The sequence below is a fragment of the Nitratireductor aestuarii genome, assembly GCF_014641695.1.
GTDB classification, from domain to species: Bacteria; Pseudomonadota; Alphaproteobacteria; order Rhizobiales; family Rhizobiaceae; genus Chelativorans; species Chelativorans aestuarii.
Map to the genome: position 1 here is coordinate 69,372 of NZ_BMIF01000012.1, position 25,438 is coordinate 94,809.

Here is a 25,438-nt window from a genome sequence, read left to right on the forward strand (position 1 = left end):
ATGCTCAATTACATCGCTTACCGGCTCCTGCTCACCATCCCCACCTTGCTTGGGGCAGCAGTCATCACGTTCTTTCTCCTGCGGGTCATCCCGGGCGATGTCGTGGCGGTAAAACTCACCGGCGACGGCGCCATCGTATCGCAGGCAGTCATTGATGCTGAACGTGCGCGTCTCGGTCTCGACAAGGCGCTGATCTACCAGTTTTCTGACTGGATGCTGGGCCTGCTGCAATTCGACATGGGCCGGTCGATGTGGACGGGACGTCCGGTCATCGTGGAGATCTCCCAGCGCTTCTGGACGACCTTCCAAGTGGCGCTGATGTCGACGGCGATCGGCGTGCTGATCGCTGTGCCGCTCGGCACCCTCTCCGCGTTGAAGCGCGGTGGCGCGATCGACTACGCGACGCGCATCTTCACCATGGCCGGGCTGTCGGTACCGGGCTTTTGGGTGGGTATGCTGATCCTGATATGGCTGCTCCAGACCTACGGCTGGCAGCCGCCTATCACCACCATCCCCTTCATCAGCGATCCGGCGGGAAACCTCTCGCAGCTCATCTGGCCGGCGCTCGCCGTCGGCTACAGGTTTTCAGCGGTGCTCGCGCGCATCATCCGCTCGACCGTTCTGGAAGTGCTGGGCGAGGATTATATCCGCACCGCGCGGGCGAAGGGCCTGGTGCCGCGCATCATCATCGGACGCCATGCGCTGCGCAATGCTCTGCTGCCGGCGATCACCGTCATCGGGCTGGAATTTGCCTTCCTGTTCGGCGGTCTGGTGGTCACCGAGCAGGTGTTCAACCTGAACGGACTTGGCAAGCTCTTCGTGCAGGCGGTCGCCAATCGCGACTTCATCATGATCCAGGGAATGGTGATGCTTTTCGCCGTGATCTACATCTTCGCCAACCTGGTGGTGGACCTGCTCTATGCGGTCTTCGATCCGCGTATTCGGTATGGAACGGCGGAGGCCTAGAGATGATCGCAGCCATGGCATCCCGGGGAAGCAGCGTCCTCTCTTTCGCGCGGCAGCAGCCGCTGGGCGCGATCAGTTTGCTGCTGATCCTGATCATGTTCTTCGCCGGCGTCTTTGCGGAGCGCGTAGCGCCCTATCATCCGGAAGTCATCGACTTCACCTCCATCCTTCAGGGCCCAAGCTCCGCTCATTGGGCGGGAACCGATGCGTTCGGCCGCGATATCCTGACCCGCATCATCTATGGGGCCAGGACCGCGCTCTTGATCAGCCTGGTATCGTCGCTTCTCGGTTGCACGCTTGGTGCAATCCTCGGGGCCTCGTCGGCCTATTTCGGCGGACGCATAGACTACGCGATCCAGCGGGTCGTTGACATCCTGCTTTCGTTTCCGCTGATCGTCCTGGCGCTCGTGGTCGTCGCGATCATGGGGCGGACGCTCGTCTTCGGCATCGACATTGGATTGATCGCCGCCATCACCATACCGATCATTCCGCAGGTGGCGCGCGTCATTCGCTCCTCGGCGCTGTCGATACGGCGCATGTCCTATGTGGAAGCAGCAAGGGTCGCAGGCTACTCGAACACGCGGGTGATCTTCAGACACATGGCACCGAACCTTGTCGCGCCATACCTCGTGCTGCTTTCCGTCTACATGTCGCAGGCGATCCTGCTTGAGGCTTCACTGTCTTTTCTTGGCCTCGGTGTTTCCGAGCCGACGCCTGCGTGGGGCCTCATGCTGGCTGGAAGCGCTACGGAGTTCTTCGCGCAGGCGCCGTGGATGGTGATATTCCCGGGCCTCGCCATCAGCCTTGCCGTTTTCGCCTTCAATCTTTTGGGGGATTCGCTCCGCGACTGGCTGGACCCGCGCTTCCGCACCTGAGCTGCTCCATGGCATTGAGGACTTTATCCGCAAGGTCGCCCGGCGTGTGTGCGCTGCTGTCGAGCAGGACTGTCCCCTGGGGTAGCGCATGTGTTGCCGCCAGGCATCGCTCGACCTGCGCCAGTCGCCACTCACGGATCTGCGCGTCGCGTTCCGGATCGGGGTGCATCTTCTGGTTGACTATGCGCTGCCGAAGGATCTCTTCGTCGAGCGTCAGAAAAACGTGCAGGAACCGGTTATCGATTTCAGCAGCCCGCCCAAGAACGTCAGCGAGATAGTCCGGCTGCACGAGCGTCATAGGGACGATGATGGTCTGCGAATAGTGTCTTCTGATCTCTCGAAGCGCTGCTACGGTCAGATCCCGCCAAAGGGGCAGGTCCTGAAAATCTCCACCTGGAGGCGTCAGGAAGTCTGCCTTTACGATGAAGCGCAGTTCCTCCGGATCGAAGATGAGCGTCTCGGGCGAGCGGGTAGTCAGTTCCTTGGCAAGTGTTGTCTTGCCTGCGCCGAACGGCCCGTTGATCCAGACAATCATGGTGGCGTCCTCCCTTTGACCCTGCCGGAAGAGCTGTGTGCCATCGGACAGAATAATTATTAGAAATTCTTTCCTTCCCCGTGAACCCAAGTTACGGAGCAGCCGTTTAAGGTCGGTGATGCTCAGGGGCTTGAAGAATTTATGGCTGGACTATTCGCAGGTTATGAAGCTCCAATCGCCATCGCACTCGTGATCCTGCTTTTCGGCATGTTCGTGTGGGAGAGGTATCCGGCGGAGGTTACAGCCGCTGCCGGGGCTGCCGTGTTCGTCGTGCTCGGCTTCGTACCGACCGAAAAGGCGATGTCCGTCTTCTCGAATTCCGCGCCCCTGACGATCGGGGCAATGTTCGTCCTGACAGGAGCGCTGGTGCGGACGGGGGTTCTGGAAAACGTCGCCGGCATGGTGCTCGATCGCTCGAAGAAGCATCCGAGCCTGGCGCTGATCGTCTTCCTGTTCACGGCAATCGTGGCCTCTGCCTTCATGAACAACACGCCGGTAGTGCTCGTGTTGATCCCGATCGTCTTCCGGCTCGCCGCCGCGCTCGACATCGCATCAACACGGCTCCTAATCCCGATCTCTTATGCGGCCATTCTTGGCGGTACGCTGACCCTGATCGGCACCTCCACCAACCTGCTGGTCGATGGCGTGGCACGTGAGCAGGGGCTGAAGCCCTTCTCGATCTTCGAGATTACGCCTATCGGGCTGGTTACCGCTGCGGCAGGCATCATCACCATGCTCGTGCTTGGCAGGTTTCTGCTGCCTGACAGGCGTGACAATGGCGAGCTTGCCATGGATGGCGACAGCGAGTTCCTCTCGGAAGTGACGATCCTTTCCGAAGGGACTTACACGGAAAAGCCGATCGGCGAGATTGGCGATTTCAAGCAGCCCGGTCTGCGCATCACAGGTGTCAGGACCGACAAGAAGGTGGTGCGCAAAAACTTCGAGGAGATCGTCCTGAAGAAGGGCGATGCGCTTATCGTCGTCGCCAATTCGCAGGAATTGCTGACGCTGAGTGAGCGCGAAGGGCTGCGCGTTGGCCAGCGGCGGGCGGCCACGGGCAGTGGCGAGCGGGTCACCGCCGAGGCGGTCGTGGCGCCCGGCCGGATCGGGTACGGCGCGCTCCTGTCAAGTCTGGCGCTTGGGCGTCGCTTTGGCGTGCGCATCTTGGGCGTGCATCGTCACCGGCATGTTGCCGGGCCAGACCTGGGCTCCGTGCGGCTGCGGCCGGCCGACAGGCTGCTGCTGGAAGGAACAGCCGAGGCGCTGGACGAACTTTCAAACGAGAACGAGCTCGTCTCGATCTCGCGTTCGACTGCGCGCGCCTTCCGCCGTACCAAGGCACCTCTGGCGCTGCTGGCGCTTGGGCTGGTGGTGGCGCTCGCGGCCTTCGACGTCATGGATATCGGGATCCTCGCCATGATTGCCGTTGCTGCGATCCTGGTGCTGCGCTGTATCGATGCGGACGAAGCGTGGGGCTCGATCGACGGCGCAATCCTCGTCCTCATCTTCGCGATGCTGATCATAGGGCAGGGGCTGGTGGAAACCGGCGCTGTCAGGCTGATTGTCGAATGGGTCACGCCTGTCATGTCGATGGTTTCACCCTTCGTGGCGTTGCTCATCGTCTACGCGCTGGCTTCGACGCTCACTGAATGTGTGACGAACAACGCGGTCGCGGTCATCTTCACCCCGATCGTCATCAGCCTTGGTGAGCAACTGGGGATCGACCCTCGTGCGCTGGTGGTGGCTGTCATGTTCGGCGCGAGCGCCAGCTTTGCAACGCCGATCGGGTACCAGACCAACACGCTGGTCTATGGCGCCGGCAACTACCGGTTCAGCGATTTCGTGAAGATCGGACTGCCGATGAATGTCATCGTCGGCGTGGCCACCTGCTACGCGATCTATCTGTTCTATGGACTGTAGGCGGGTAGCTAACGAGTACCGCTGACGCTGCGGGAGACCTTGGCCGCGGCCTCCAGAACAGCTGGCAGGATGCGCTCCCGCAGTTCTTCCGAATAACGGAAGCGGGGGATCGAGACGCCCAGAGCGGCCACGACTTCACCGCGCACACCCTTGACTGGCGCGACGATGCCCATGCCGCTCTCCTCGTACTGCTCCTGTCCGGCCTCTGCGTAGCCTTTCTCGCGGATCTCCTGCAGTGACGCTTTCAGCTGCTCGGGGTCGGTGATCGTGTGGGTGGCGAGCTTCTGCAACTCTACCCGCTCCAGGTAGCTGTCGAGTTCCGCGGTAGAGAGGCCGGAAAGGAGAACCCGGCTGGCCGCACCGGCGTAGAGCGGCTTCTCGACACCGAGCGTAACAACCCGGCGGATCGACTGGCGTCCGACGAACTGCTCGATATCGACGCGGTGATCGCCAGACATGACACTGAGCACCACAGTTTCATTGAACGTGTTGCAAAGCTCGCGCATCACCGGACGGGCAATGTCGACCAGCCCGGAGCTGCCGCGTGCGCCCTCCGCCCAATCGATCAGGCGGTAGCCGAGCCGGTAGCGTCCGCTGTCTTCATCCTTGCCGACCAGCCCGTGGTGGCGCAGGTTGATCAGCAGACGCATGCAGGTGCTCACGTGCAGATTGGTGAGCTTGGCGATTTCGGCCTGCGTCAGGCTCGGCCCAAACTGCGATAGCGTCTCCAGGATCGCCACGGAGCGATCGAGGACATTCACCTTGTAGGGGCGGTCCTCAGACTCCTTTTTAAGATCGACGTCCATGAACCGCTTCTCCCCCCTGAAATGAGACCCCCGTTAGTCCAGCGGGGGCATCGAGAGAATAATCTTCCCGATATGGGCACTCGCTTCCATTCTTTTATGCGCCTCGATGGCGTCTTCAAGAGGGAAGATGCGGTCAGTAACTGGCTTGAACTTGCCCTCTTGCAGCAACGGCCAGACCTTCTCCCATACCTCTGCAACAAGCCGGGCTTTTTCCTCAACAGGGCGGCTTCGCAAGGTAGACCCTGTCACCGTCAGGCCGTTCATCATCACCCGGGCGATGTCGAGCTGGCCATGTCGCCCCTGGTTGAAGGCGATGAAGACCAGGCGTCCGCGCGGCGCCATGGAGCGGATGTTCTGCTCCAGATAGGGGCCACCGATGATGTCGAGTATGACATTCACGTTGCGGTGCTTTTCCTTGATGACTGCCGCGAAATCATCTGTCCGGTAGTTGATGGCGGTGTCTGCACCCAGGTCGAGGCAGAACGCAGCCTTCTCGTCGCTGCCGCAGGTGGTAACGACCTTGGCGCCAAACGCCTTGGCAAGCTGGATCGCCGTCGTCCCGATGCCGCTCGTGCCGCCGTGCACCAGCACGGTCTCGCCGGCTTGAAGTCCTGCGAGATCGAAGATGTTCGCCCATACGGTGACGATGGTTTCCATCAGGCCAGCGCCATCCTCAAACGAGATGTCTTCTGGAAGCGGTAGAACTTGGCTCGCCGCAACAGTGCAATATTCGGCATAGCCGCCGCCTGCCAGGAGCGCGCAGACCCGATCACCAACGGTAAGCCCGGTAACGCCATCGCCAAGCGCGGCGATCGTGCCGGATACTTCCAGGCCGGGAAGGTCGGAGGCTCCTTTCGGCGGCGGATAGACGCCACGCCGCTGGGCGAGGTCCGCGCCGTTCAGGCCGGCCGCCACAACGCGGATCAGCACTTCGCCTGCTTCAGGCTGCGGAATGGGGCGCTCGGCAAGACGCAATACTTCCGGTCCGCCCGGTTCGGAGATCTCGATTACTCGCATCAAGGACATTGCTGTTTCCTACACCTGTACGCGGGTCTCGATGAAGTCGCCAACCTCGGCGATCATCGCGTCATTATCCCAAAGACGGGCATCCACCATGCTGGCGGAAAGCTCAAGCACCGGCAGACCAGCTCGCTCAAGCATGTCGATGCAGGCGCGCGTGCCGTAGGAGGAGAGACGGTCGCCAACCGGAGTCAGCATTACTGCACCCGAGGCACCGAAGTCTTCCGCCTGCTTCAGGATCCAGCCCGCCATCCATGGCGGCAGGTGGAGCTGCTCGTTCATGGACATACTGCGCGCGGCGAGCGCCCTCAGCGGATCCTTGTCGAAGTACTTGCGATAGCCGTCAGAGAGGTAGTTCGAGTACATGGACCAGACGAATACGGCTCCATGGCTTTCTTCAAACGCACGGTAGAAGGCCGTGTTGAACCACAGACCGGTGTTGAGCCAGAGAAGCTTGGTCTTCTGGCCCGGACAGATGGCTTCCCGGTTCTTCACACGCGCTTCGATCTCGTCGGCATAGGCCTTGGTATGGTCGACCGACCATTGCGAGCCACGGTTCCAGGTCGCCGCCATGACGTTCGACAGCTGGTCCGGCATGCTGACAGGGCACTTTTCCGCACTTGCGATCGCATTTCGGGCGCGCTCGACGTTCTCGCCGGCGCGATTGATGCGATGCATCTCACCCTCGAAATCGTCGTAGTTGAACTTGCGCCCGGTGACCCGCTCGGCAACCTGGATGAGTGCCTTCAGCTGCTCGACCTGATAGTCCAGACGATGGCTTTCGTAGAGCGTTTCCCAATCCCGCTGGGCAAGCTCCCACCAGTTCGGGATCAGTTCCGTCTGCGCCGTCGCGTCAAGATAGAAGGCTTCGCAACCGAAAGCTGAAGCCCACTTGGACGTGATGCGCTGAGCGTAATCGCCGCGAAGACGATCGAGGATGAGCGCGGGTTTCGGAAGTCCGCCATAGGGTGCGCGCTCGGGATCGTTGTCGAGCGTCGTCATCATGGGAAGGCTGAGATAGCGCGGCAGATCCGAGTGATAGCCAAGCTTCTCCATCAGGTCGAAATAGTAGGGAGACTGGCGCTTGGCGGAGATGATCGACGAGTACCAGGTGTTGGTGACAACCGGCACGTCCATCGTGTGAAAGATTTCGTGCGGGGAGACCGCGGAGGCGATGACGTAAGGTTCGCCTGCCTCCATGGAACGGGTACGGAAGTCGTTGAACCAGTGCTTCATCCGTGCCTTGGCATTGGCCGAGACGTCCAGAGGCTGGTCGGCGACGGACTTGAATGCTGCGTCACTCATGGTTTCCCCCCTCTGTCCTGGCTGCAAACTGATCTGCAAGGTCTTTCAGCGCGGCGAGGCAGCGGTCACTGTTCACCGGTCCGCGAAGAAGAGCGGTAGCAATACCCGCATCCGCCAGGCGCTTGCGTTCTTCCGGGTATTCCCAGCCGAGCGTGTCGTCATTCTCCTCGAAGTAGAAGGCAACAGCCTCGGGACGGACGTCCTTTCCTGAAACGTCGTATTCCGGTTTGGCGCGAACGAACTGGCGCATGCTGATGCCATGCAGGCGATAGCGTTCTTCGAGCGCCGCGATGGGATCGGCGTTCTCAGCAACGTCGTGCGCATAGATGCCGGCGCCCCAGTCGTGATCTTCGGCGACGATGTCTAGCCCGCTTGAGGCGAAGATTTCGTAGAGGTCGGCGGTCTCGTGCGGCGACCCGGACAGAGCGACACGAGCGCCCTTCGATATCTGCGAGCTTCCCAGCCAAAGGTCGGTGAGTACAGATTCAAACTCGGCAGCAGGTTGGGTCTGGCCGAAGCTCGCAAGCTTGAGCCGCAGCGTGCCGGCAGGGCCCTGCTGCTCGATGACGTTGCGGAAGCGGCCGCGAACCGAGTTGTAGAGCTTGATCTGGCCAGCGAGAGCTTCGTCCGAGATCGTCCGGCCGGTAACAGCTTCAACTTCCGCCTTCAGTTCGGTGAGACGGGCCTTGTTATAGGCGATCGTATAGTCGAATGGCGTCTGTAGCAGGTCCAGCAGCACCACCTTGGGCATGTGCGTGTGGCCACGGAACTTCCGCGCATAGTCGATCAGATAATAGAACTGCAGCAGGCCTTCGGAACTGCGGGGCACGACGATGAGATCAACCCAGTCCAGCGCTCCGGCAAGAAGCCTGTTGAAGATGCGGCGCAGGTAGAGTTCGCGCACCGGCTCCATCAATTCGTCAGCGAGCGCCGTGTCTCCCGACCCACCTTTGAGGCGGAGCGGATAGGCCCCACCCGCCGCTATGATCTCGACCGGAACGGTCGCGCCAAGGAATGCGACGACCTTTCCGCCTGCATCCTTGAAGGCTCGTGCATTCGCTTCGGGATTGGAAAATGCGAGATCTATGCGCTCGCATGCAGATTTCGCGACGTCACTACTCACTGAACCTGCCCCTCCGCAAGCAGCTGCTGCAATTCCTCGCCCTCAAATCCGATGGAGCGGAGCACGTCTTCCGTGTGCTCGCCAAGGTCAGGCGGCGGAAGATCGCTGTTGGGCGCATCGGCATCCGCGCCGAAGCCGCCATTCAGAACCTTCGTCTCGCGACCCCAGGAGGGCACCTGAATTGTCTGGAACGTATCGCGACCGTTGAAATGCGGGTGTGCCACGATACCGGCGAGGTCACGCACCACCGCAGCGGGGACGCTCACGCGGTTCAGCGCGACTTCAAGCTCTTCGGCATGCCATTCCGCAATGGCTTCGCGCACGACTGGACGCAACGTGTCGGCGTGCTCCCACCGGCCGGAGGCATTGGCGTAGCGCGGATCTTCCAACAGATGCTCGAGCTTCAGGAGCTTGCAAAGCGCCTCGAACTGCTTGTCCGTATTCGCGCCGATGGAAATCGGACGGTCCTTCGTCTGGAACATGTCGGCGGTGGCGCTGAGGGAAAAGCCCTTGTTGCCGACGCGTGGCGGCACGACGCCAGTCGCATTGTACTTGAGGATCATCGAGGACATCAGCACCATCGAGGCGTCGAGCATGCTGACATCAAGCCGCTGGCCCTCGCCGGTGCGCTCGCGGCGCAGAAGGGCAGACACGATGGCAAAGGCTGCCATGTAGCCGGAGAAGGTGTCGATCAGCGGGAAGCCAGCCTTGATCGGCGGATCTTCCGGACCGCCCTGCAGCGACATGAGGCCCGACATGGCCTGGGCAATGTGATCGTAGGCGGGATTATCCCGCAGAATCGATTCCTGGCCATAGCCGGAGATCGAGCAATAGATCAGGTTCGGACGGATGGCCTTGCATTCCTCCCAGCCGAAGCCTCGCGCTGCGAGCACGCCAGGGCGGAAGTTTTCCACAAGCACATCCGCATCTGCAACAAGGCGGCGTAGAGCTTCGGCTCCCAGTTCGGTGGTCAGATCGAGTGCGACTGACCTCTTGCCCGCGTTGTAGCCGACGAAATTGGGTGAGTTCCGTCCGAACTGCGGATCATGGCCGTAGTAGCGCATGACGTCGCCATCGCCGGGCTTTTCGATCTTGATGACCTCAGCTCCAAGCAGCACGAGCTGCCTTGTGCAGAATGGGCCTGACATCACGTGAGTCAGGTCGAGGACCTTGATCCCTTGTAGCGCAGCAGTCATGCGAGTTCTTCCTCCGGCAACGGGCGAACCGTTATAGATAGTATCATATCGTGGTTTTTTATTGCATAGTATGATACTCAGCGTGTACCTTTAGCAAGCAAAAAGAACACCCAATTGCCGAGGAGCGGACGGAGGAGGAATGACTAGCCCACGTGTTTCCGTGCGGAATCTCACCAAGATTTACAAGACCAAGCGAGGTTCCCATGTGGCGCTGGACAATGTCTCCCTCGACATTGACGCCGGTGAATTCGTCGTTCTCCTCGGGCCGAGCGGTTGCGGTAAGACAACGCTGTTGCGTTGCATTGCGGGCCTTGAAGAACCCGATGCAGGTGAGATCATCATCGACGGCAAGCTGGTTTTTTCGTCGGAGAAGGGTGTCTACGTTCCGCCGGAGCGGCGCGATCTCAGCATGGTGTTCCAGTCCTACGCGCTGTGGCCGCATCTGAGCGTCCTCGACAACGTCGTTTATCCGCTGCGCAACACCGGCAAGTCTTCCGCTGACGCATCAGTGCTGGCGAAGGAAGCGCTCGCCAAGGTTGGTCTTGGAGATTATAGCGCCCGGTTCCCCGGTCAGCTGAGTGGCGGACAGCAGCAGCGTGTCGCCCTTGCGCGCGCGATCGTTTCCGGCGACGGGCTGATCCTGTTTGACGAGCCGCTCTCCAACCTCGATGCCAAGGTGCGCGAGCGCCTTCGCCTGGAACTGCTTTCGCTCCAGTCGCAGATCAATTTCTCGGCGGTCTACGTGACCCACGATCAGATCGAGGCATTGGCGCTGGCTGATCGTATCGCGGTGATGGACGTTGGCCGGATCGCGCAGGTCGGTTCGCCGGAACAGATCTACGACTATCCGAACTCGCGCTATGTCGCCGACTTCATCGGATCGGCAAACGAGTTTGCGGGTACGGTGAAGAGCGTCGGAGACGTCCTGACCGTCGAGACGGCAATCGGTGAGCTCGAGGTCGGCAACTTCCATTCGGACCTCGTTGCAGGGCAGCCGGTGTGGCTGGTCGTCCGGCCGGAGCATTGCTCGTTCGACGGGGTCGGCGAGGGCTACAACAGGTTCTCCGGAACACTCGTCCGCACGCTGTATCTCGGCGCCAGCCGTCAGCATTTCGTGGAAACGGCAGCTGGCGAGCTGGTCGTGACCACGCAGACGCCGATAGCCGTTGGCGAGAAGGAGCCGGTGACGATCGGCTGCGCCCCACAGCGGATTCATGCCTTTCCGCGGGAGGTTTGACATGTCAGCTGCCGCGGGAGCATCCACAGCCAACAGAAGCCGGGTCAGCCGGCTGAAGCTGACGCCATTCTCCACCGTGCTATGGCTGCTGCTGCTCGCGATCGTCGTGCTGGTGGTCTATCCGCTCGGCATCGCGATCGTCTATGAGTTCGAAAACATCGTCAAAAGCTTCGGCGAGATCACGAATGGTCCGCTGTCGCGAACCGTTCCGACGGTGTTGTGGAACACGGCCATTGTTGTCTTCGGCGCGACCTTCTTTGCGCTTCTGGTCGGGTCGATCCTTGCCTGGGTGAACGAGCGAAGTGATGCGAGCCTGGGCTTCATTGGCCAGCTGCTGCCGCTCTGCGCACTGATCGTCCCACCCATCGCAGGCGTCATCGGTTGGGCTGTGCTGCTCGATCCGAGGGCAGGGCTCCTGAATTTCCCGCTGCGCCAGTTCCTGGAGCTTTTTGGGATCACCTCGCGCGTCGGGCCATTCAACATCTATACGATGACCGGCCTCGTGCTGATCACCGGCCTCTACACCGTACCTTACGTGTTCCTCGTGGTGTCGGCTGCCTTGCAGCGCGTCGATCCCGCCATGGAAGAAGCGTCGCGCACCAGTCGGGCGGGACCGCTGAAGACGATGATGCGGGTGACCCTTCCGGCGATCAAGCCGGCCTTTGCTGCGGCGATCCTGCTTGGCTTCATCTCCGGCGTCAGCCTCTTCTCCGTACCAGCGGTGCTCGGCGGCGGCGCGCGCATCGATGTGATTTCAGTCTTCATCTTCCGGCTTCTTCAGGCCTATCCGGCACAGACGGGCCCCGCCATCACGCTCTCCATCGGCCTGCTGGTCATGGTCCAGATCATGCTGCTGCTGCAGAACCTGATCGCGCAGCCCGGACGCAACGCGGCGATTTCCGGCAAGGGATTCCGGCATACGCCGGTGCGCTTGGGCAAGCTTCGCTGGCTCGCCTACGCCCTTGCGGTGCTCTATCTTTTTGCGACGTCCGTTCTGCCGATCCTCGGCCTGTTGCTGGTCTCGCTGCAGCCGTTCTGGACGCCTGCGGTCAATTTCGCGACGCTGACGCTTGCGAACTTCAACTTCGTTCTGTTTGAGAACAGGCAGACGGTCAGTGCTCTCATCAACAGCCTGACGCTCGGGTTCATCGTCGCTAGTTTCAACATGCTGGTGACCGGTGCGATCGCGCTGCACTTCAACCGCAATGGTGTTGCGCGGCGGATCGCTGACATCTTCACCGCACTGCCGGCGACGATCCCGCACACGGTGATCGGCGTCGCCTTCATCCTGGCGTTCAGCCGGGAGCCGATCCGCATCTACGGGACGACGACGATCCTGCTGCTGGCCTATATCGTGATGACCATCAGCTACGCGGCCCGCGCTTCCGCTTCGGCAGCCGCGTCTATCGGAACCGAACTGGCTGAGGCTTCGCGCGTCTCGAAGGCTTCGGACCTGCGCACCCTTTGGAAGATCTCACTGCCGCTTGCGATGCCGGGCCTTGTTGCGGGCTGGATCATGGTTTTCGTCCATACGGTCGGCGAAGTGACAGCTTCCGCTTTCCTGTCCGGTACGCATAATCCTGTTATTGGCCGCGTGCTTCTGGATCTGTGGAACTTCGGCAATTTCCCGCAGGTGGCAGCGCTTGCGTTGATTATTACGGCAATATCCACGACGCTGGTTGGAATAATGCTCTTCATCACGCGGCGGGGACAGCGTACGGCAACATCTTGATTAACCAGGGAGGAAATTCCATGCGTGGGAGTAACAGCTTGAAACGTTATGTTGCGACGTCAGCCTTTGCGGCTGTAGTGGCATTGTCGACTGTTGTTGGCGCTTCGGCGCAGACCGAAATTCCGGCAGAGCTCGTGGAAGCCGCGAAGGCTGAAGGCTCGCTGACGGTCTATACCAATGTCGATCCGTCACTGGTACAGAAACTCGGCGATGCCTATACCCAGGCCTATGGCATCACCGTGGACATCCAGCGCCAGGCTTCGTCCGCTCTCGCCCAGCGTTTCATGGCAGAGCACGACACCAACAACACGATCGCTGACGTCTATTACAGCACCGACCGTGCCTTCCACGACGATGGCTTTGAGAAGCAGCTGTTCTCGAGCGTCGAGGATGTTCCCGGTTACGCAAACTGGCCGGAAGAAGCCAAGGGCCCAGCTGCTCTGACGATCGGCTACAACCCATACTCGCTCGTCTGGAACAAGGATATGGTTCCGGAAGGTCTCAAGAGCTGGGAAGACCTGATCAAGCCGGAGTATGAAGGCCAGGTCATCCTGACCGACCCGCGCAGCAGCGTAACGTCGAACCAGTTCTACAAGATGCTGCACGATCTCTATGGAGACGACTTCCTGCGCAAGCTTGGCACCCACGCCACCTATTCGCAGAGTGCCGTGCCGGGCATCCAGCAGGTGGCAGCTGGCGCACAGGCGATCTACGCGCCGGGCATCCATCAGGTGGTGACGGGTCTGGTTGCTAGCGGCGCGCCGCTGGACGAGAGCTTCCCCGAGCCGTCGATCTCTTCGAACAACGTTGCAAGCCTTGTTGCCGCTGGTCCGCATCCCAATGCAGCCAAGTTGTTCCTTGCCTTCCTGATGACCAACGAGGCTCAGGCAATCAACAACTACGACGGCTTCTCGCCGGTCGAGGGTATCCCGAATACCCGTCCGATGCCGAAGATCCTCAACGTCGACCCGAAGGAAGCTGTTGCGGCATCCGAGAACATCTACAAGCTGCTTGGCCTCTGAGCCAGGTCTGAGCTGAGGTGAATAGAAAGGCGGCGCTTCCCGCGAAGCGCCGCCTTTTTCATGCCTTGATACCAAACTCCAGAAGGATTTCGTCGGTGTGTTCCCCAAGGCGGGGCACGCCGCGCGATGGTGCTCTGGTGGAGCCTTCCATCGAGAAGCTGCTTCCAACGACCTTGACCCTGCCTTCCTCGGCATCGACCTCATGGACCAGCTTTCGAACGGCGACCTGTTCGTTCGCCGCGATCTCGGTGATCTCGCGCGATGCCCCCGCAGGCACGCCCTCGGCGTTGAGCAGTCTTTCCCACTCTTCTGCGTCACGCGTAATGAGCCTTGCGTTGACTTCTTCGACGAACTGACGCGCGTTCTTCTGGACGGCGGCGGGGGTAGCGAAACGCTCGTCGGTTGCGAGCTCCGGTGCGCCGATGATCTCGCAGAGCTTCTTCATCCAGGCCGGCGTCAGCGCGGCAATGAAGATGCGGCGGTCTCGCGCCCGGTAGCGGGCCATCTGCGGGCGCTTGCCAAGCGAGCCTGGGCCGCCCGACAGTGCAGCGGTGACGCTGCTGGATGCGAGCACGAAGGATGCATCAAGCATCGAAACATCGAGCCGCTCGCCTTTGCCGGTGCGCTCCCGCTTCAGCAGGGCGGCGAGAATAGCGCTGAACGCGACATAGCCGGTGAACGGATCGAGCATGCCGACGCCTAGCTCCATCTCGTCGCTGGAATCATCCAGATAGATGGACGAAAGACCGGAAACAGCCTGCACGGACCATTCAATGGCCGGTGCCGCGCTCATCGGTCCCTCCTGGCCGTAGCCACTGATGGAAGAGGTGATGAGACGCGGGTTTTCCGCGTGCAGTGCCTGCCAGTCGAGCCCCAGCTGCGCCGCGCCACCGGGGCGGAAATTCTCCACCACCACGTCGGCAGAGCTGATCAGCTTGCGGAGGGCCTGCTTTCCCTCGTCGGTCTTGAGATCCAGGACGATCGAGCGCTTGCCAGCATTTACGGCCGCGAACCGTCCATGCGGGCGGGGGCGGAAATCGTCGCCCTTCGGTGATTCAACCTTGATGATGTCGGCACCCTGCAAGCCAAGCTGGTAGGTGCACATTGGACCCGCCAGTGCGTGCGTGAGATCAATGACCCTGATCCCATCGAGCGGGCCGGAATTCTGCAAGCCGTTCAATCGTCGTCCTCCCAAACGTGATTCTGTGCGTGCTATTCGGCGATGAGCCTAGACAGTGCTGTGACATTGTCCAGTTCCTGCAGTCCGAGTGCCGCATCCCTGATGCGCTCCGCCTTGTCGGCGCTGCATGCCGCTGCCGCCAGGTTCAGAAACTTCTGCTCGATCCGGTCCGCAGGAATGGCGCGGCCGGGTCCCCCGAGGCGTTGTTCGTTGTAGGTTTCCAGCGTTCGTCCGTCCGTCAGGGTCGCCACCACGCGAGAGGCGTGACGAAGTCCAAGCCCGCCCGCCTCGATCAGCGGATCGATATGGAAATGCACCTTGCCTGCAAGTTCAACGATTGCAGGGTCGACAAGATGGGCGTCGTCATACTGGACGACGAAAGCATCGCCTTCGAGCAGCGTGACGGCTGCGGCGTAGCCGCCATTCATCTGAGCGGCGACGAGGTCAGCCGGAACATAGCGCCAGCCGACATTGCTGACCGAGATGCTTGAGCTGTAGACATCAAGGCGTTGCAGGCATTCCGCCGTCAAACCCTTGGCGCGCAGCTGCTGGACGCCTTCGACAATGGTCTGGGCGCTGGCGCAGGTGGAGAAAACCTTGAAGCCCACGTCCGCGCAAAGCCATTCTTCCCCGAGGCCTGCGATGGCGTTCTGGATGGAGCCGTCACAGCCGAAGGATGACAGGAAGCCGCCGAAGCTCGCCTCAAGCACGTCGTGTGCGCCGGTGAAACCTTCATGGGCCATGAGCGCAGAAAGCACGCCGGAAGACGCTGCGCGGCCCGCGTGGAAGCGCTTGGTCATGCCGCCGGTACGCGTCGAATAAAGTCCGCCGGCTTGCGTGGAGCCGAGTGCGATGGCGTTACGCATGGTGTTCGCGTCCAGTCCGAGAAAGCGGGCCGCACTGATAGCCGCGGCGATCGCCCCAATCGTGCCGGTGGGGTGAAAGCCCGAGAGGCCGTGGCCGCGACCAGCTGCGACGCCGATGCGGATGCCGACCTCGTAGCCTGCGACCAGCGCCACGATCATCTGTTCGCCACTCGAGGCTAATCCTTCGGTGGCCAGCTGATCGGCAAGAGCCATGACGGCCGGCACAGTCACCGAGCCGGGGTGGATCTGGCCGCTGAGATGGACGTCATCGATCTCGAAACTGTGCACGGCAGTTCCGTTCGCCATGGCCGCAGACGCAATGTCGCTTCGCGCGCCGTGCGACCAGACGAGGGCAGGGCCGCTGCCGATCCGTTGCGCCACCCGCCCGGCAATCTGGCCGGATTCCTGCCGGGAGCCGTAGAGGCCGCACCCAAGCGTGTCCAGAAGGCAGAGCCTGATATGCGCCCGCACCCTTTCCGGAATGTCGTCGTAGGAAAGGTTGGCGGCCCATTCTGCCAGCAGTCTCGTCAAATCACCGGCTGGAGGAACGACGTCTGCCTTTGCCTCAAGCGAGATGACGGTCATGCCGTGATCACCTCGCGGACGAGGGTCAGATAGGCGATGGCCTTTTCATCAAGGTTCACGCCGAGGCCCGGCAGGCTGCTCGGCCGAACATGGCCATCTTCGATTGCGTAGGTGGGTTCGGGCACCAGCGGGTCTGGACCAACGACACCCAGACCGAACAGGAATTCGCCTGCCGGCATGACCTTCTTGGGGTGCAGGCTCGTATGGAAATGAATGCCAGCAGCGGCTTCGAGCTGCGAGAAGGCAGCCAGGCCGCCAACGTTCACCAGAACGTGGGCCGCCTCGGCAATGGCGGCGATCTGACGGGCCTTGTGCATGCCGCCCACCTTGTAGAGCTTGATGCAGAACACATCGACCTTGTCGCTGAGCGAGATGGCGTCATCGAGTGTCATCAGGCTCTCGTCCGCCATGATCGGAACACCGCCTGCCGCATCGCGGATACGTGCGAGCCCCTTGTGGTCGCCTTTCGCGACGGGCTGCTCCAGATAATCCAGCCGGTCGTCGCGCAACGCATTGATGACGCGGAGCGAGGTGGAGACGGTCCAGCCCGTGTTGGGATCGATGCCGATGGTGACGTCCTCGCCAAACGCTTTGCGGACCGCCTTGAAGTTGGCAACGTCGTACTTCCATCCGCCCGGATGTCCGGCTTTGAGGCACAGGGTCGTGACGCCAAACTCCTCAACGGCTCGCCGGCATTCTGCAACCATGTCATCGGGCGTGAGCCCGAGACTGACCGACCATTCCAGCGGAATGCGGTCGTAGCAGCGGCCGCCGAGCAGGTTATAGACCGGCTGACCCAGCGCCTTGCCCATCGCATCGTGCAGCGCGTGATCGATCGCTGCGGTCGCCTGGACGTTACCCGGCAAGGAATTCGCCAACATGGCTGAAATGGCAGACGTGTCGAAGATGCTCTTGCCGATCAGGCGCGGCGCGTAGATATCGCGAATTGCAGCCAGCATGCTGGCGCCGGTGTCCGGCAGGAAATGGCTCGGCGCAATCGGGCGTATCTGCCCATTGCCCACCACGCCATCGGCGTAGATGCGGACGAGGATCGGCTTTCCAAGCAAGCTGCCCCTGGCGCCGGTATCGTATGGTCCGCTGGAGCCAAGCCTCTGGATTCGACCGGTAAGGTCGGTGACCAGAACTTCTATGCGATCAATCTTCAAGGCTTCCTCCCAAGCAATCCGATGTTCGTTGACAGAGTTCTAAATTTCCCTTACCGATTTGTCCACATGGTGATTTCTGTTTTTACTTGATGAAAAATTTCACCATGCAGAATAGTGCTTCGGGAGGAAGCCAGGCAGGAGAAGTTCGTGGGAGATGCGGGGCCGATTTCGGGCGGGAGCCGAGATCGCTCTAAGGTGAGGATACGTAAGCAAGTCCTGCAAACCTTGATGCTTTAGCCTGCTGTTCTTGCTGTCGCCAGGCGGTTTTCTTCCTTAGCGCTAGAGGAGACTCTAGGGAGGAAACGGTTTGGGACAACCACCGATCAACAGCACTGGCGAGGCCCGCACAATTCCCGTCATCGAAGCCCGCGGCGTGGATCATTACTACGAGGGTCAGGGTGGCTGGAACCACGCGCTATCCAATCTCAACCTGACGATTCCGCACGAAGAGTTTCTTTGCATCGTCGGGCCGAGTGGTTGCGGCAAGAGCACCTTCTTGAAAATCGTGATGGGTCTCCTGAAGCCGATGCGCGGCCAGGTGCTGCTCGAAGGAAAGCCGATCGAGGGGCCTGGCACTGACCGGGGTGTTGTCTTCCAGGAGCCTGCGCTCTTTGCCTGGCGCACCGTGATCGAGAACGTCGAGTTCGGCCTGCAGATGCAGAAGGTCCCGAAGGCCGAAGCGCGTCGTCGTGCACAGGAAGTGCTGGATGTCGTTGGCCTCGGCCATGTGACGGACCTTTATCCCTACCAGCTCTCGGGCGGCATGCGGGCCCGCGTTGCGGTTGCCCGCGCCTGGGCCTTGCGTTCTGCCAATCTTCTGCTGATGGACGAGCCTTTTGCAGCCATCGATGCAATCAACCGCATGGCGCTTCAGGATTACCTCGTCGACACCTGGATGAAGGATCGGCGCACGGTGATCTACATCACCCATGACATTGACGAAGCCGTCTACCTCGGTGACCGGATCCTGCTCATGCGTCCGTCGCCGGGTCGTATCGGCAGGTTCTTTGAGGTGAATGCCCCACGGCCGCGGGATCGCAGCAGTGCGGAATTTGCCGAGCTCAAGGGCCTTATAACGGAGGAAATGCATCGCTTTTCAAGCGAGAATACCAGCATTCAGGAGGACGCCGCGTGATCATCAACACTGAAAGCTCGCTGCCGCCAGGGACGATCCAGACCGGCGCCGGTTATTCCAATCCTCCAATGGCGTTCTCTGACTATGAGCGCAGCAAGAAGCGCAAGGAGCAGTTCCGCCGCATTCGGCGCGGAGCAACCGGCGTCATCGTCGTGTTGCTGCTCTGGCACGTCATGGCCGTGGCCTATAACCTGCAGCTGATCCTGCCGACGCCAATCTCGGTGATCCAGCGGATCTACGGCATGCTGACGCTGGACAATACGCGTTGGCTCTATGGCCCCAACGTTTACGTCCATCTTCTGGAAAGCTTGCGGCGCCTGTTGCTTGGTTTCGGCCTGGCGGCCATCCTGGCGATCCCCTTTGGCCTTCTCGTCGGGCGCATTCGCACGCTACGCGAATACGTCGAGCCGATCATCAAGTCGATTTACCCGATCCCGGGCATCGCGTGGATTCCGCTGGCGATCCTCTGGTTCGGGCTTGGCGACACTGCTGTTGTGTTCGTGGTCTTCATGACGGCCTTCTTCCCGATGTTCTTCAACGCGGAAGCGGGCGCCCGTCAGATCAATCCGCTGCTGGTCGATGCGGGGCGCTGCTTTGGCGCAAAGGGCCTGTCGCTCTTCTATCGGGTCATCCTGCCAGCAACCGTGCCGTACATCACGACGGGACTGCGCATCAGCCTTGGCGGCGCCTGGAAGATGATCGTGGCAGGCGAAATGCTGGCTTCGTCTCAGGGTGTCGGCTTCATGCTCATGGAAGCACGGTTCCAGTTCCGCGCTGTCGACCTCATGACGGCGATGATCCTGATCAGCATCATCGGCTATCTGACCGAGTATCTGATTGTTCGGCTTGTCGAAAAACGCACTACGGAAAAATGGGAAGTCCGCTGACACAATAAGTCTTGCGCCATTTCGGGAGGAGAAGTGCATGGTTAATTCGAAGACTGGTTTATTCAAAGGGCTCATCACGGCAGCAGCAATCTTTGCAGCTTCCACGGTGGCTCACGCTCAAGGGTCGGGAGACCAGACTCCTGTTCGCCTGGGATGGCTCAAGGCTAGCCTTTCCACGATCGTTCAGGCGATTGCGGAGCAGAAGGATCTCTACGCCAAGAACGGACTGGATGCGACGATCACCGCCGTCGGCTCGGGCAATAACGCGTCAGGTATCGAGGCGCTGATGCGCGGAGATTTCGACGTCTATTTCGGGCCGATGTCCGAGATGGCGCGTCTCAATGCAGTCGCTGTCGAGCAGAAGTCGAACCCGCCGCTGGTGGCCGTGGGTGTGGGCACACCCGGCGCGTCGCACCTCGTGCTGAAGAAGGGTCTTGCCTATGAAGGCCTGGAAAGCCTGAAGGGCAAGACGATTGGCGTCAGCTCTCCGGGTTCGATCCATCTGATCATGTTCCGGCACTTCCTTGGCGAGCACGACCAGACCACCGAGGGCCTTGGTTTGAACATCGTCCGCGTTGCCGGAAGCGACATGGTTCCGGCACTTCTGACCGGTCAGATTGACGGCTTCCTGCATTCGCAGCCAACGCCCGCGATCGCGGTGGCAAATGATGCGGGGTTTGTCGCTATTCCTCCTTCCGAAATGGGAGAGGTTGGGCAATCGCCGACGTCAGCGGTGATGGTCCGTCGCGACTGGGCAGAGAAGAACCCTGAAGCGGTCAAGAAGGTATTGCGCGCGTTCCGCCAGGCCAGCGAAGCATTCAGCGAAATGTCCGAGGATGAGCTGGTCGCGATCGCGCAGGAATCCATCGGTGCTGAACCGGAAGTTCTGAAGAGCGCAATTCCCTACGTCAATCCGCGCCTGATGGATGATTTCGAGACGGCAGCCGACATTTACTGGAAGACGGAGATCGCGGCGATGAAGGGTCGCGGCGAAATCGTCGAAGAGTACGAAAAGCAGCACATGTTCGACTTCAGCTACGGGAACGGAAACTAGGAGATCGCTCCATCTTGCGGAGTGAAGGGAGGATATCGTGGCAGTGAATTCTTACAGGAGGTTAGTCCTTAAGCTTGGTCTGGCGGCTGCGGTCGCTGGCGCAACGCTCACGGGCAGTTACGCGCAGAGTGCTGGTGAGCCAACCGAATTGAAGATTGGTTGGCTGCGTTCCAGCCTGTCCTTGATCCTGCATCCGATCGCAGTCGAGGAAGGGCTCTACGAAAAGCATGGCATCAAGCCCATCGTGACCGAGGTCAGGTCTGGCGATGGTTCCGTCGGCACACAGACGGTGATGATGGGGAATCTGGATGTCTACATCGGCGTCGTCAGTGACGTCGCCAAGCTCAACTCGCATGCGAAGGATGGTGGTCAGCCGCTTCCGCTCACGATCATGGCGCTCGGATCACCTGGTGCAACCAATCTGGTGCTGCGCAAGGATCTGCCCTACGACGGTGTTGAGAGCCTGAAGGGCCTGAAGCTCGGCGTCAGTTCGCTTGGCTCCGCTCACCTGGTGACCTTCCGCCACTTCCTTTCGGAACAGGGGACAACGGTCGAACAGCTCGGAGTTGAGCTGGTCAAGGTGGGCGGCAGCGACATGCCACCCGCACTGGTGACCGGCCAGATCGATGGCTTCCTGCATTCCCAGCCGACCCCCTCCATCGCTGAAGCCTCCGGCGCGGGCAAGCTTGTGCTGGCGCCGAAGGATATGGGCACCGCCGGCAAGTCACCCAACGTCGGTCTTATCGTCTCGCGGGAGTGGCTGGCGAAGAACCAGGACGTCGCCGAGCGTCTGGTGGCAGTCCACCGCGAAGCCAGTGAGCTCTACAAGACGCTGCCAGACGAGCGCATCGTCGAAATCGCCATGAAGTATCTCGGCGGCGAGCCGGAGCTCATCGCGGCTTCCATCCCGGCAGTCGATCCCAGCATCGTCGACCTCAAGGAAGGGGCCGACACTTATTGGGCGGTGGAGATGTCCGCAATGAAGGAACGCGGCGAAGTTACCGAGTCCTTCGAGCAGGCTGACATGTTCGCCCTCAACTAACCCGATCAAGGTCCCGTTCCCGCGGGACCTTCTTTTTGCTGCGGAAGATGACATGGTGCATGTGGATTTGGGTGAACTTTCGCGCAGGCTGGCCGAGCATGTGGTTCAAACAGACTCGCTGCCGAACAGGGAGCTGCTTACCGCCCAGGCATCGCTGATCGACGCGGTTGCGGTCTCCATTGCAGCAAGTACTCTGACTCCAGCCGCCAGGCCCTTCCTCGAAGTCGCGATGGAAACCAGCCATGGCGCATCCGCCATTATAGGTTTCGGAGAACGGTGTTCTGCGCCCATGGCAGCGTGGGTGAACGGCGCTCTTGCCCATGGCATCGACTATGAAGACACCCATGACTCGGCAATCGCGCATCCGCATGCAGCAGCGATTGCAGCAGCCCTTGCGATCGTTGACTACCGCGCAGATGCCATCTCCGGCACGGAGCTTTTGACGGCAATCGGATTGGCGGGCGACCTGGTGTGCAGAATTGCAGCCAGCTTTGACGTCAGCCCCGACACTTTTGGCTGGCACGTCACACCGTGGCTCGGCGTCTTTGGAGCAGCCACGGCTGCAGGCAAGTTGCTAAAGCTCGATGCCAATCAGATGATCGCCGCCTGGTCGCTCTCCATGAGCCAGATGGCCTCCTTCGGGGAGCTGAAATACTCGCCTTTGTCCGACGTGCGTTCGGTCCGGGACGCCTTCGCTGCCAAGGCGGGCGTGCTGGGTGCGATGCTCGCCGCCCGCAACGTTCGGGGTTACGACGAACCGCTGGGAGGCAAGGCAGGCTTCCTCAACGGGGTCGCCCGCAATCAATATCAGCCCGCGAGGATCCTGGAAGATCTAGGGGAAAAATTTCTTGGTGCGGAAGTAAGTTTCAAGCCGTGGCCTGCCTGTCGTGGCACCCATGCCTATATCGAAGCGGGCATCGCGATTTCCCGAATGCCCGGGTTCGATGCTTCCAAGGTTGACGAGATCGAGGTCGTCATCAACCAGAAGAACGAAATGCTCTGCGTGCCGGAAGAAATCAAACGCGCACCTGAGAATGCGATCGGCGCCAAGTTCAGCATCCCCTTCACGCTTGCTACAGCCCTGGTGAAGGGAGAGGTGGCGATCGCTTCCTTTGAGCCTGACGCTTTGCAAGATCCAAAAATTCTCTCGGTCGCTGCCAAGGTTCGCCACCGGTTGGACCCGAACATTCCGCTGCGGGCGACCACCAAGGGAAGCGTCACGGTGAGGGCAGGGAAGGACGAGTTTTCTCACTCCGTCGAAAAGGCCCTGGGTCACCCGGAGAAGCCGCTTGGCCCTGCAGAGCACAAGGCGAAGTTTGATGATTGCCTCAGCTATGCGGCGAGGCCATTTTCAGACAAGACGCGGACGCAACTGTGGGAATGTCTGAACCAGCTTCACACGCTCAACGATGCGCGCAAAATGACAGCGCTTCTGGCTTAGAGATGGAGGTGTTTGATTGAGCGAAGTCGTCGAACCTGACGTAAGCGATCAGGAACGTCCTTACCGCATCGCCGTCCTGGACAAGGCGATGCTGGTCCTCGACACCTTTGTGCGACACGGACCGGTTCTCTCGCTGGGAGAAATCTCCGCGCTGACCGGCATCAACGTCAGCACGACCATGCGGCTGCTCGTCAACCTGCGCTACCATGGCATGGTCGCGAGGAGCGAAGACAATGGCAAATACAGCCTGGGCTATCGGCTTCTCACCTTTGCCGACGCAGCGCGGGGACGTTCGAGCCTGGTGGAATTCGCCTTGCCGGCCATGCGGGACCTGACGCGGGAGTTCAATGAAACATCGGTGCTGAGTGTCCGGTCAGGGGATCACCGGATCGACCTCGAACAGGTGGTGGGCAACCAGACTGTTCGCCGTGTCCTGACTCTCGGACAGCCGAAGTCGCTCTATTCAGGCGCGGCCAGCCGCGTGCTTCTTGCCGGCTTCAGCGCCAAAGAACTGCAGAGCTATCTCGAGCGGGTGCCGCTGGTGAAAATTGCGACGGACACGATCATCGATCCTGAGGTGCTGAAAGCCTCTCTCATCGAGATTCGCGCCAGCGGTTATGCCTGGAGCAAGCAGGAACAGGCTGACAACAGCGGCGCGGGCGTTGTGGCGCCGATCCTCGGTGTGCGCGGCGAAATCATTGCCGCTCTCGGCATTTCCGTTCCGCAGTTCAGGTTTACCAACGAACTGCGAGACCGCCTCATTCCAGCTGTCAAAAAGGCGGCGGAGAGTGTCAGCGCGCGCATCAGCATGTCCACCGGCACCTGATGAGGCTGCTAAGCCAGAGGCAGAAGCGCACCACGCCATGCCATCCCAGGACTCATTCTTTCTGTACTTATCCAATGCAGTCAGTATAGGGATATCCTCGTTGGACACCGCGCCCGCTGGCGGCCGGTTCAGAACCATTTTGACCTCAAGACTGCACAGGGGGGCGATCTTTTGACCGTTATCATTTCAGGCGCCGGAATTGCCGGTTTGGCATTAGCCCTTTCATGCCATCAGGCAAACATTCCTTTCCTGATCTTTGAAAAAGCCCCTGAACTGCAGCCTCTGGGCGTCGGCATTAACCTGCAGCCGCACGCTGTCCGCGAGTTGTTCGAGCTCGGCCTGGAGAACCGCCTGGATGAGATCGGCGTCCGCACCAAGGAACTGGTGTATTTTTCCAAGACCGGCAAGAAGATCTGGGATGAGCCACGCGGCGTCTACGCCGGCTACAAGTGGCCGCAATATTCGCTTCACAGGGGCGAGTTGCAGATGCTGCTTTACCGTCGACTCATCGAGCTCGGCTACAAGGTTCAGCTCAATAGCTCGGTGACCAGGGTCCTCTCAATGTCCGATTCCGAGGTGACGGTCGAGCTTGTTTCGCCTGAAGGCACAGAGACCGTGTCGGGTCAGGTGCTGGTCGCAGCAGACGGCATCCATTCCGTCCTACGCAAGCGTCTGGCTCCCCATGAGGGAGACCCGGTGTGGAACGGCGCCGTGCTCTGGCGCGGCACTTCCCTTGCCCGGCCTTTCCTCGGCGGCGATACGATCGCCTATGCTGGCCATGCCTCGCAGAAGTTCGTGACCTATCCGATCGCGCCTGCCAATGCGGATGGGCTCGTCCTCATCAACTGGATTGCCGAGCTCAATGTCGGCGTGGAAGACCGCCGGCGCGGAACGGCTTACAATCAGGAAGCAGACTTCGCTGACTTCTTCCCGAAATTCGAGCAGTGGAACTTTGACTGGCTCGATATTCCGGACCTCATGCTGCAGCGCCAGCAATGCTACGAATATCCGATGGTGGACCGCGATCCTCTGGAGCGCTGGACCGATGGGCTGATGACCCTGCTGGGCGACGCGGCCCATCCCATGTATCCGATCGGCTCGAACGGTGCTTCCCAGGCTATCCTGGACGCCCGCGTGCTCGTGCGCGAGTTCCTGAAGCATGGTGTTACGCGCGATGCGCTTCTGGCCTACGAGGCTGAACGTCGTCCGGCGACCAACCGTCTCGTGCTTGCCAATCGTGGCAATGGCCCCGACCAGGTCATGCAGATCGTGGAAGAGCGCTGCGCCGGTGTGTTCAATGATATCTCCGAGGTGCTGACGCGCCAGGAGCTTGAAGGGATCGCCGAGCAGTACAAGCAGTTCGCCGGCATGCAGGTTCAGGAACTGAACGACAGGCCCAGCATCATCACTGAAGAACTGCTAGAGACCTCGGATCTAGAGCAGCGGGAAACGGCCTGACGCGCGTTCCCGTGCGAGAGTTTGCAGCGGAGCGGTGATGCTCCGCTGTTGCGGCGCAACA

22 protein-coding genes are annotated in these 25,438 nt (G+C 60.6%); 13 read left to right on the forward strand and 9 right to left on the reverse strand.

What is annotated here, in order from left to right; translation table 11 throughout:
- Both IEX27_RS17000 and IEX27_RS17005 read left to right on the forward strand, forming a co-directional pair.
- Positions 1 to 966, forward strand: a complete 966-nt coding sequence (locus IEX27_RS17000) for an ABC transporter permease (protein ID WP_188722280.1) — start codon at positions 1 to 3, stop codon at positions 964 to 966.
- A gap of 2 nt (positions 967 to 968) precedes the next feature.
- Positions 969 to 1,841, forward strand: a complete 873-nt coding sequence (locus IEX27_RS17005; RefSeq protein ID WP_188722281.1) for an ABC transporter permease — start codon at positions 969 to 971, stop codon at positions 1,839 to 1,841.
- On the opposite strand, the gene IEX27_RS17010 is transcribed toward IEX27_RS17005, so the two are convergent.
- A complete protein-coding gene (locus IEX27_RS17010) occupies positions 1,786 to 2,376 on the reverse strand; it encodes a P-loop nucleotide/nucleoside kinase family protein (RefSeq protein WP_188722282.1) in 591 nt (196 codons plus the stop codon). The genes IEX27_RS17005 and IEX27_RS17010 overlap by 56 nt on opposite strands.
- 141 nt (positions 2,377 to 2,517) lie before the next feature.
- Between IEX27_RS17010 and IEX27_RS17015 the strand changes: the two genes are divergently transcribed.
- Entirely contained in the window at positions 2,518 to 4,296 is a 1,779-nt protein-coding gene (locus IEX27_RS17015) for an SLC13 family permease (RefSeq protein ID WP_188722283.1), read from the forward strand.
- A gap of 8 nt (positions 4,297 to 4,304) precedes the next feature.
- Here the strand turns inward: IEX27_RS17015 and IEX27_RS17020 are convergent, their stop codons facing one another.
- The 5 genes from IEX27_RS17020 to IEX27_RS17040 are packed head-to-tail and all read right to left on the reverse strand — an operon-like array spanning position 4,305 to position 9,746.
- Positions 4,305 to 5,102 carry an IclR family transcriptional regulator gene (locus IEX27_RS17020; RefSeq protein ID WP_188722284.1) on the reverse strand — a complete coding sequence of 266 codons (798 nt, stop codon included), beginning with the start codon at positions 5,100 to 5,102 and terminating at the stop codon, positions 4,305 to 4,307.
- A 33-nt stretch (positions 5,103 to 5,135) separates the two neighbouring features.
- A complete protein-coding gene (locus tag IEX27_RS17025; protein ID WP_244630420.1) occupies positions 5,136 to 6,128 on the reverse strand; it encodes an NAD(P)H-quinone oxidoreductase in 993 nt (330 codons plus the stop codon).
- A 9-nt stretch (positions 6,129 to 6,137) separates the two neighbouring features.
- The gene (locus tag IEX27_RS17030; protein ID WP_188722285.1) at positions 6,138 to 7,427 is read right to left on the reverse strand and encodes a 2-hydroxyacyl-CoA dehydratase family protein; all 1,290 of its coding nucleotides are present in this window, start codon (positions 7,425 to 7,427) and stop codon (positions 6,138 to 6,140) included.
- A complete protein-coding gene (locus tag IEX27_RS17035; protein ID WP_188722286.1) occupies positions 7,420 to 8,550 on the reverse strand; it encodes a 2-hydroxyacyl-CoA dehydratase family protein in 1,131 nt (376 codons plus the stop codon). Before IEX27_RS17035 ends, IEX27_RS17030 begins: the two co-directional genes overlap by 8 nt.
- Positions 8,547 to 9,746 (reverse strand): CaiB/BaiF CoA transferase family protein, encoded by a 1,200-nt coding sequence (locus IEX27_RS17040; protein WP_188722287.1) that lies wholly within the window; start codon positions 9,744 to 9,746, stop codon positions 8,547 to 8,549. The genes IEX27_RS17035 and IEX27_RS17040 overlap by 4 nt, the downstream gene beginning before the upstream one ends.
- Before the next feature lie 139 nt (positions 9,747 to 9,885).
- On the opposite strand from IEX27_RS17040, the gene IEX27_RS17045 reads away from it, so the two are divergent.
- The 3 genes from IEX27_RS17045 to IEX27_RS17055 are packed head-to-tail and all read left to right on the forward strand — an operon-like array spanning position 9,886 to position 13,737.
- Positions 9,886 to 10,983, forward strand: a complete 1,098-nt coding sequence (locus IEX27_RS17045; RefSeq protein ID WP_188722288.1) for an ABC transporter ATP-binding protein — start codon at positions 9,886 to 9,888, stop codon at positions 10,981 to 10,983.
- A gap of 1 nt (position 10,984) precedes the next feature.
- Positions 10,985 to 12,715 carry an ABC transporter permease gene (locus tag IEX27_RS17050; RefSeq protein WP_188722289.1) on the forward strand — a complete coding sequence of 577 codons (1,731 nt, stop codon included), beginning with the start codon at positions 10,985 to 10,987 and terminating at the stop codon, positions 12,713 to 12,715.
- Between the two features lie 38 nt (positions 12,716 to 12,753).
- Positions 12,754 to 13,737 (forward strand): ABC transporter substrate-binding protein, encoded by a 984-nt coding sequence (locus tag IEX27_RS17055; protein WP_188722290.1) that lies wholly within the window; start codon positions 12,754 to 12,756, stop codon positions 13,735 to 13,737.
- A gap of 58 nt (positions 13,738 to 13,795) precedes the next feature.
- Here the strand turns inward: IEX27_RS17055 and IEX27_RS17060 are convergent, their stop codons facing one another.
- Genes IEX27_RS17060 through IEX27_RS17070 form a run of 3 tightly spaced genes read right to left on the reverse strand, consistent with a single transcriptional unit; the run spans position 13,796 to position 17,534 of the window.
- The gene (locus tag IEX27_RS17060) at positions 13,796 to 14,917 is read right to left on the reverse strand and encodes a CaiB/BaiF CoA transferase family protein (RefSeq protein WP_188722291.1); all 1,122 of its coding nucleotides are present in this window, start codon (positions 14,915 to 14,917) and stop codon (positions 13,796 to 13,798) included.
- Between the two features lie 32 nt (positions 14,918 to 14,949).
- Complete coding sequence (locus IEX27_RS17065) at positions 14,950 to 16,368, reverse strand: MmgE/PrpD family protein (protein WP_188722292.1); 1,419 nt, start codon at positions 16,366 to 16,368, stop codon at positions 14,950 to 14,952.
- Positions 16,365 to 17,534 carry a mandelate racemase/muconate lactonizing enzyme family protein gene (locus IEX27_RS17070; RefSeq protein ID WP_188722293.1) on the reverse strand — a complete coding sequence of 390 codons (1,170 nt, stop codon included), beginning with the start codon at positions 17,532 to 17,534 and terminating at the stop codon, positions 16,365 to 16,367. Before IEX27_RS17070 ends, IEX27_RS17065 begins: the two co-directional genes overlap by 4 nt.
- Positions 17,535 to 17,841: 307 nt before the next feature.
- On the opposite strand from IEX27_RS17070, the gene IEX27_RS17075 reads away from it, so the two are divergent.
- The 7 genes from IEX27_RS17075 (at position 17,842) to IEX27_RS17105 (ending at position 25,377) form a co-directional block, all read left to right on the forward strand.
- On the forward strand, positions 17,842 to 18,669 hold the full coding sequence (locus tag IEX27_RS17075) for an ABC transporter ATP-binding protein (protein WP_210315556.1): 828 nt from the start codon (positions 17,842 to 17,844) through the stop codon (positions 18,667 to 18,669).
- Positions 18,666 to 19,556 carry an ABC transporter permease gene (locus tag IEX27_RS17080; RefSeq protein WP_188722294.1) on the forward strand — a complete coding sequence of 297 codons (891 nt, stop codon included), beginning with the start codon at positions 18,666 to 18,668 and terminating at the stop codon, positions 19,554 to 19,556. Before IEX27_RS17075 ends, IEX27_RS17080 begins: the two co-directional genes overlap by 4 nt.
- Positions 19,557 to 19,593: 37 nt before the next feature.
- The gene (locus IEX27_RS17085; RefSeq protein WP_188722295.1) at positions 19,594 to 20,610 is read left to right on the forward strand and encodes an ABC transporter substrate-binding protein; all 1,017 of its coding nucleotides are present in this window, start codon (positions 19,594 to 19,596) and stop codon (positions 20,608 to 20,610) included.
- A 37-nt stretch (positions 20,611 to 20,647) separates the two neighbouring features.
- Positions 20,648 to 21,652 (forward strand): ABC transporter substrate-binding protein, encoded by a 1,005-nt coding sequence (locus IEX27_RS17090; RefSeq protein ID WP_188722296.1) that lies wholly within the window; start codon positions 20,648 to 20,650, stop codon positions 21,650 to 21,652.
- A 52-nt stretch (positions 21,653 to 21,704) separates the two neighbouring features.
- Positions 21,705 to 23,093: an MmgE/PrpD family protein gene (locus IEX27_RS17095; protein ID WP_188722297.1), complete on the forward strand. Its 1,389-nt coding sequence runs from the start codon at positions 21,705 to 21,707 to the stop codon at positions 23,091 to 23,093.
- Positions 23,094 to 23,109: 16 nt separating this feature from the next.
- Positions 23,110 to 23,919 (forward strand): IclR family transcriptional regulator, encoded by an 810-nt coding sequence (locus IEX27_RS17100; protein ID WP_188722298.1) that lies wholly within the window; start codon positions 23,110 to 23,112, stop codon positions 23,917 to 23,919.
- 171 nt (positions 23,920 to 24,090) lie between these two features.
- A complete protein-coding gene (locus tag IEX27_RS17105; RefSeq protein ID WP_188722299.1) occupies positions 24,091 to 25,377 on the forward strand; it encodes a flavin-dependent oxidoreductase in 1,287 nt (428 codons plus the stop codon).
- Positions 25,378 to 25,438 lie beyond the last annotated feature (61 nt).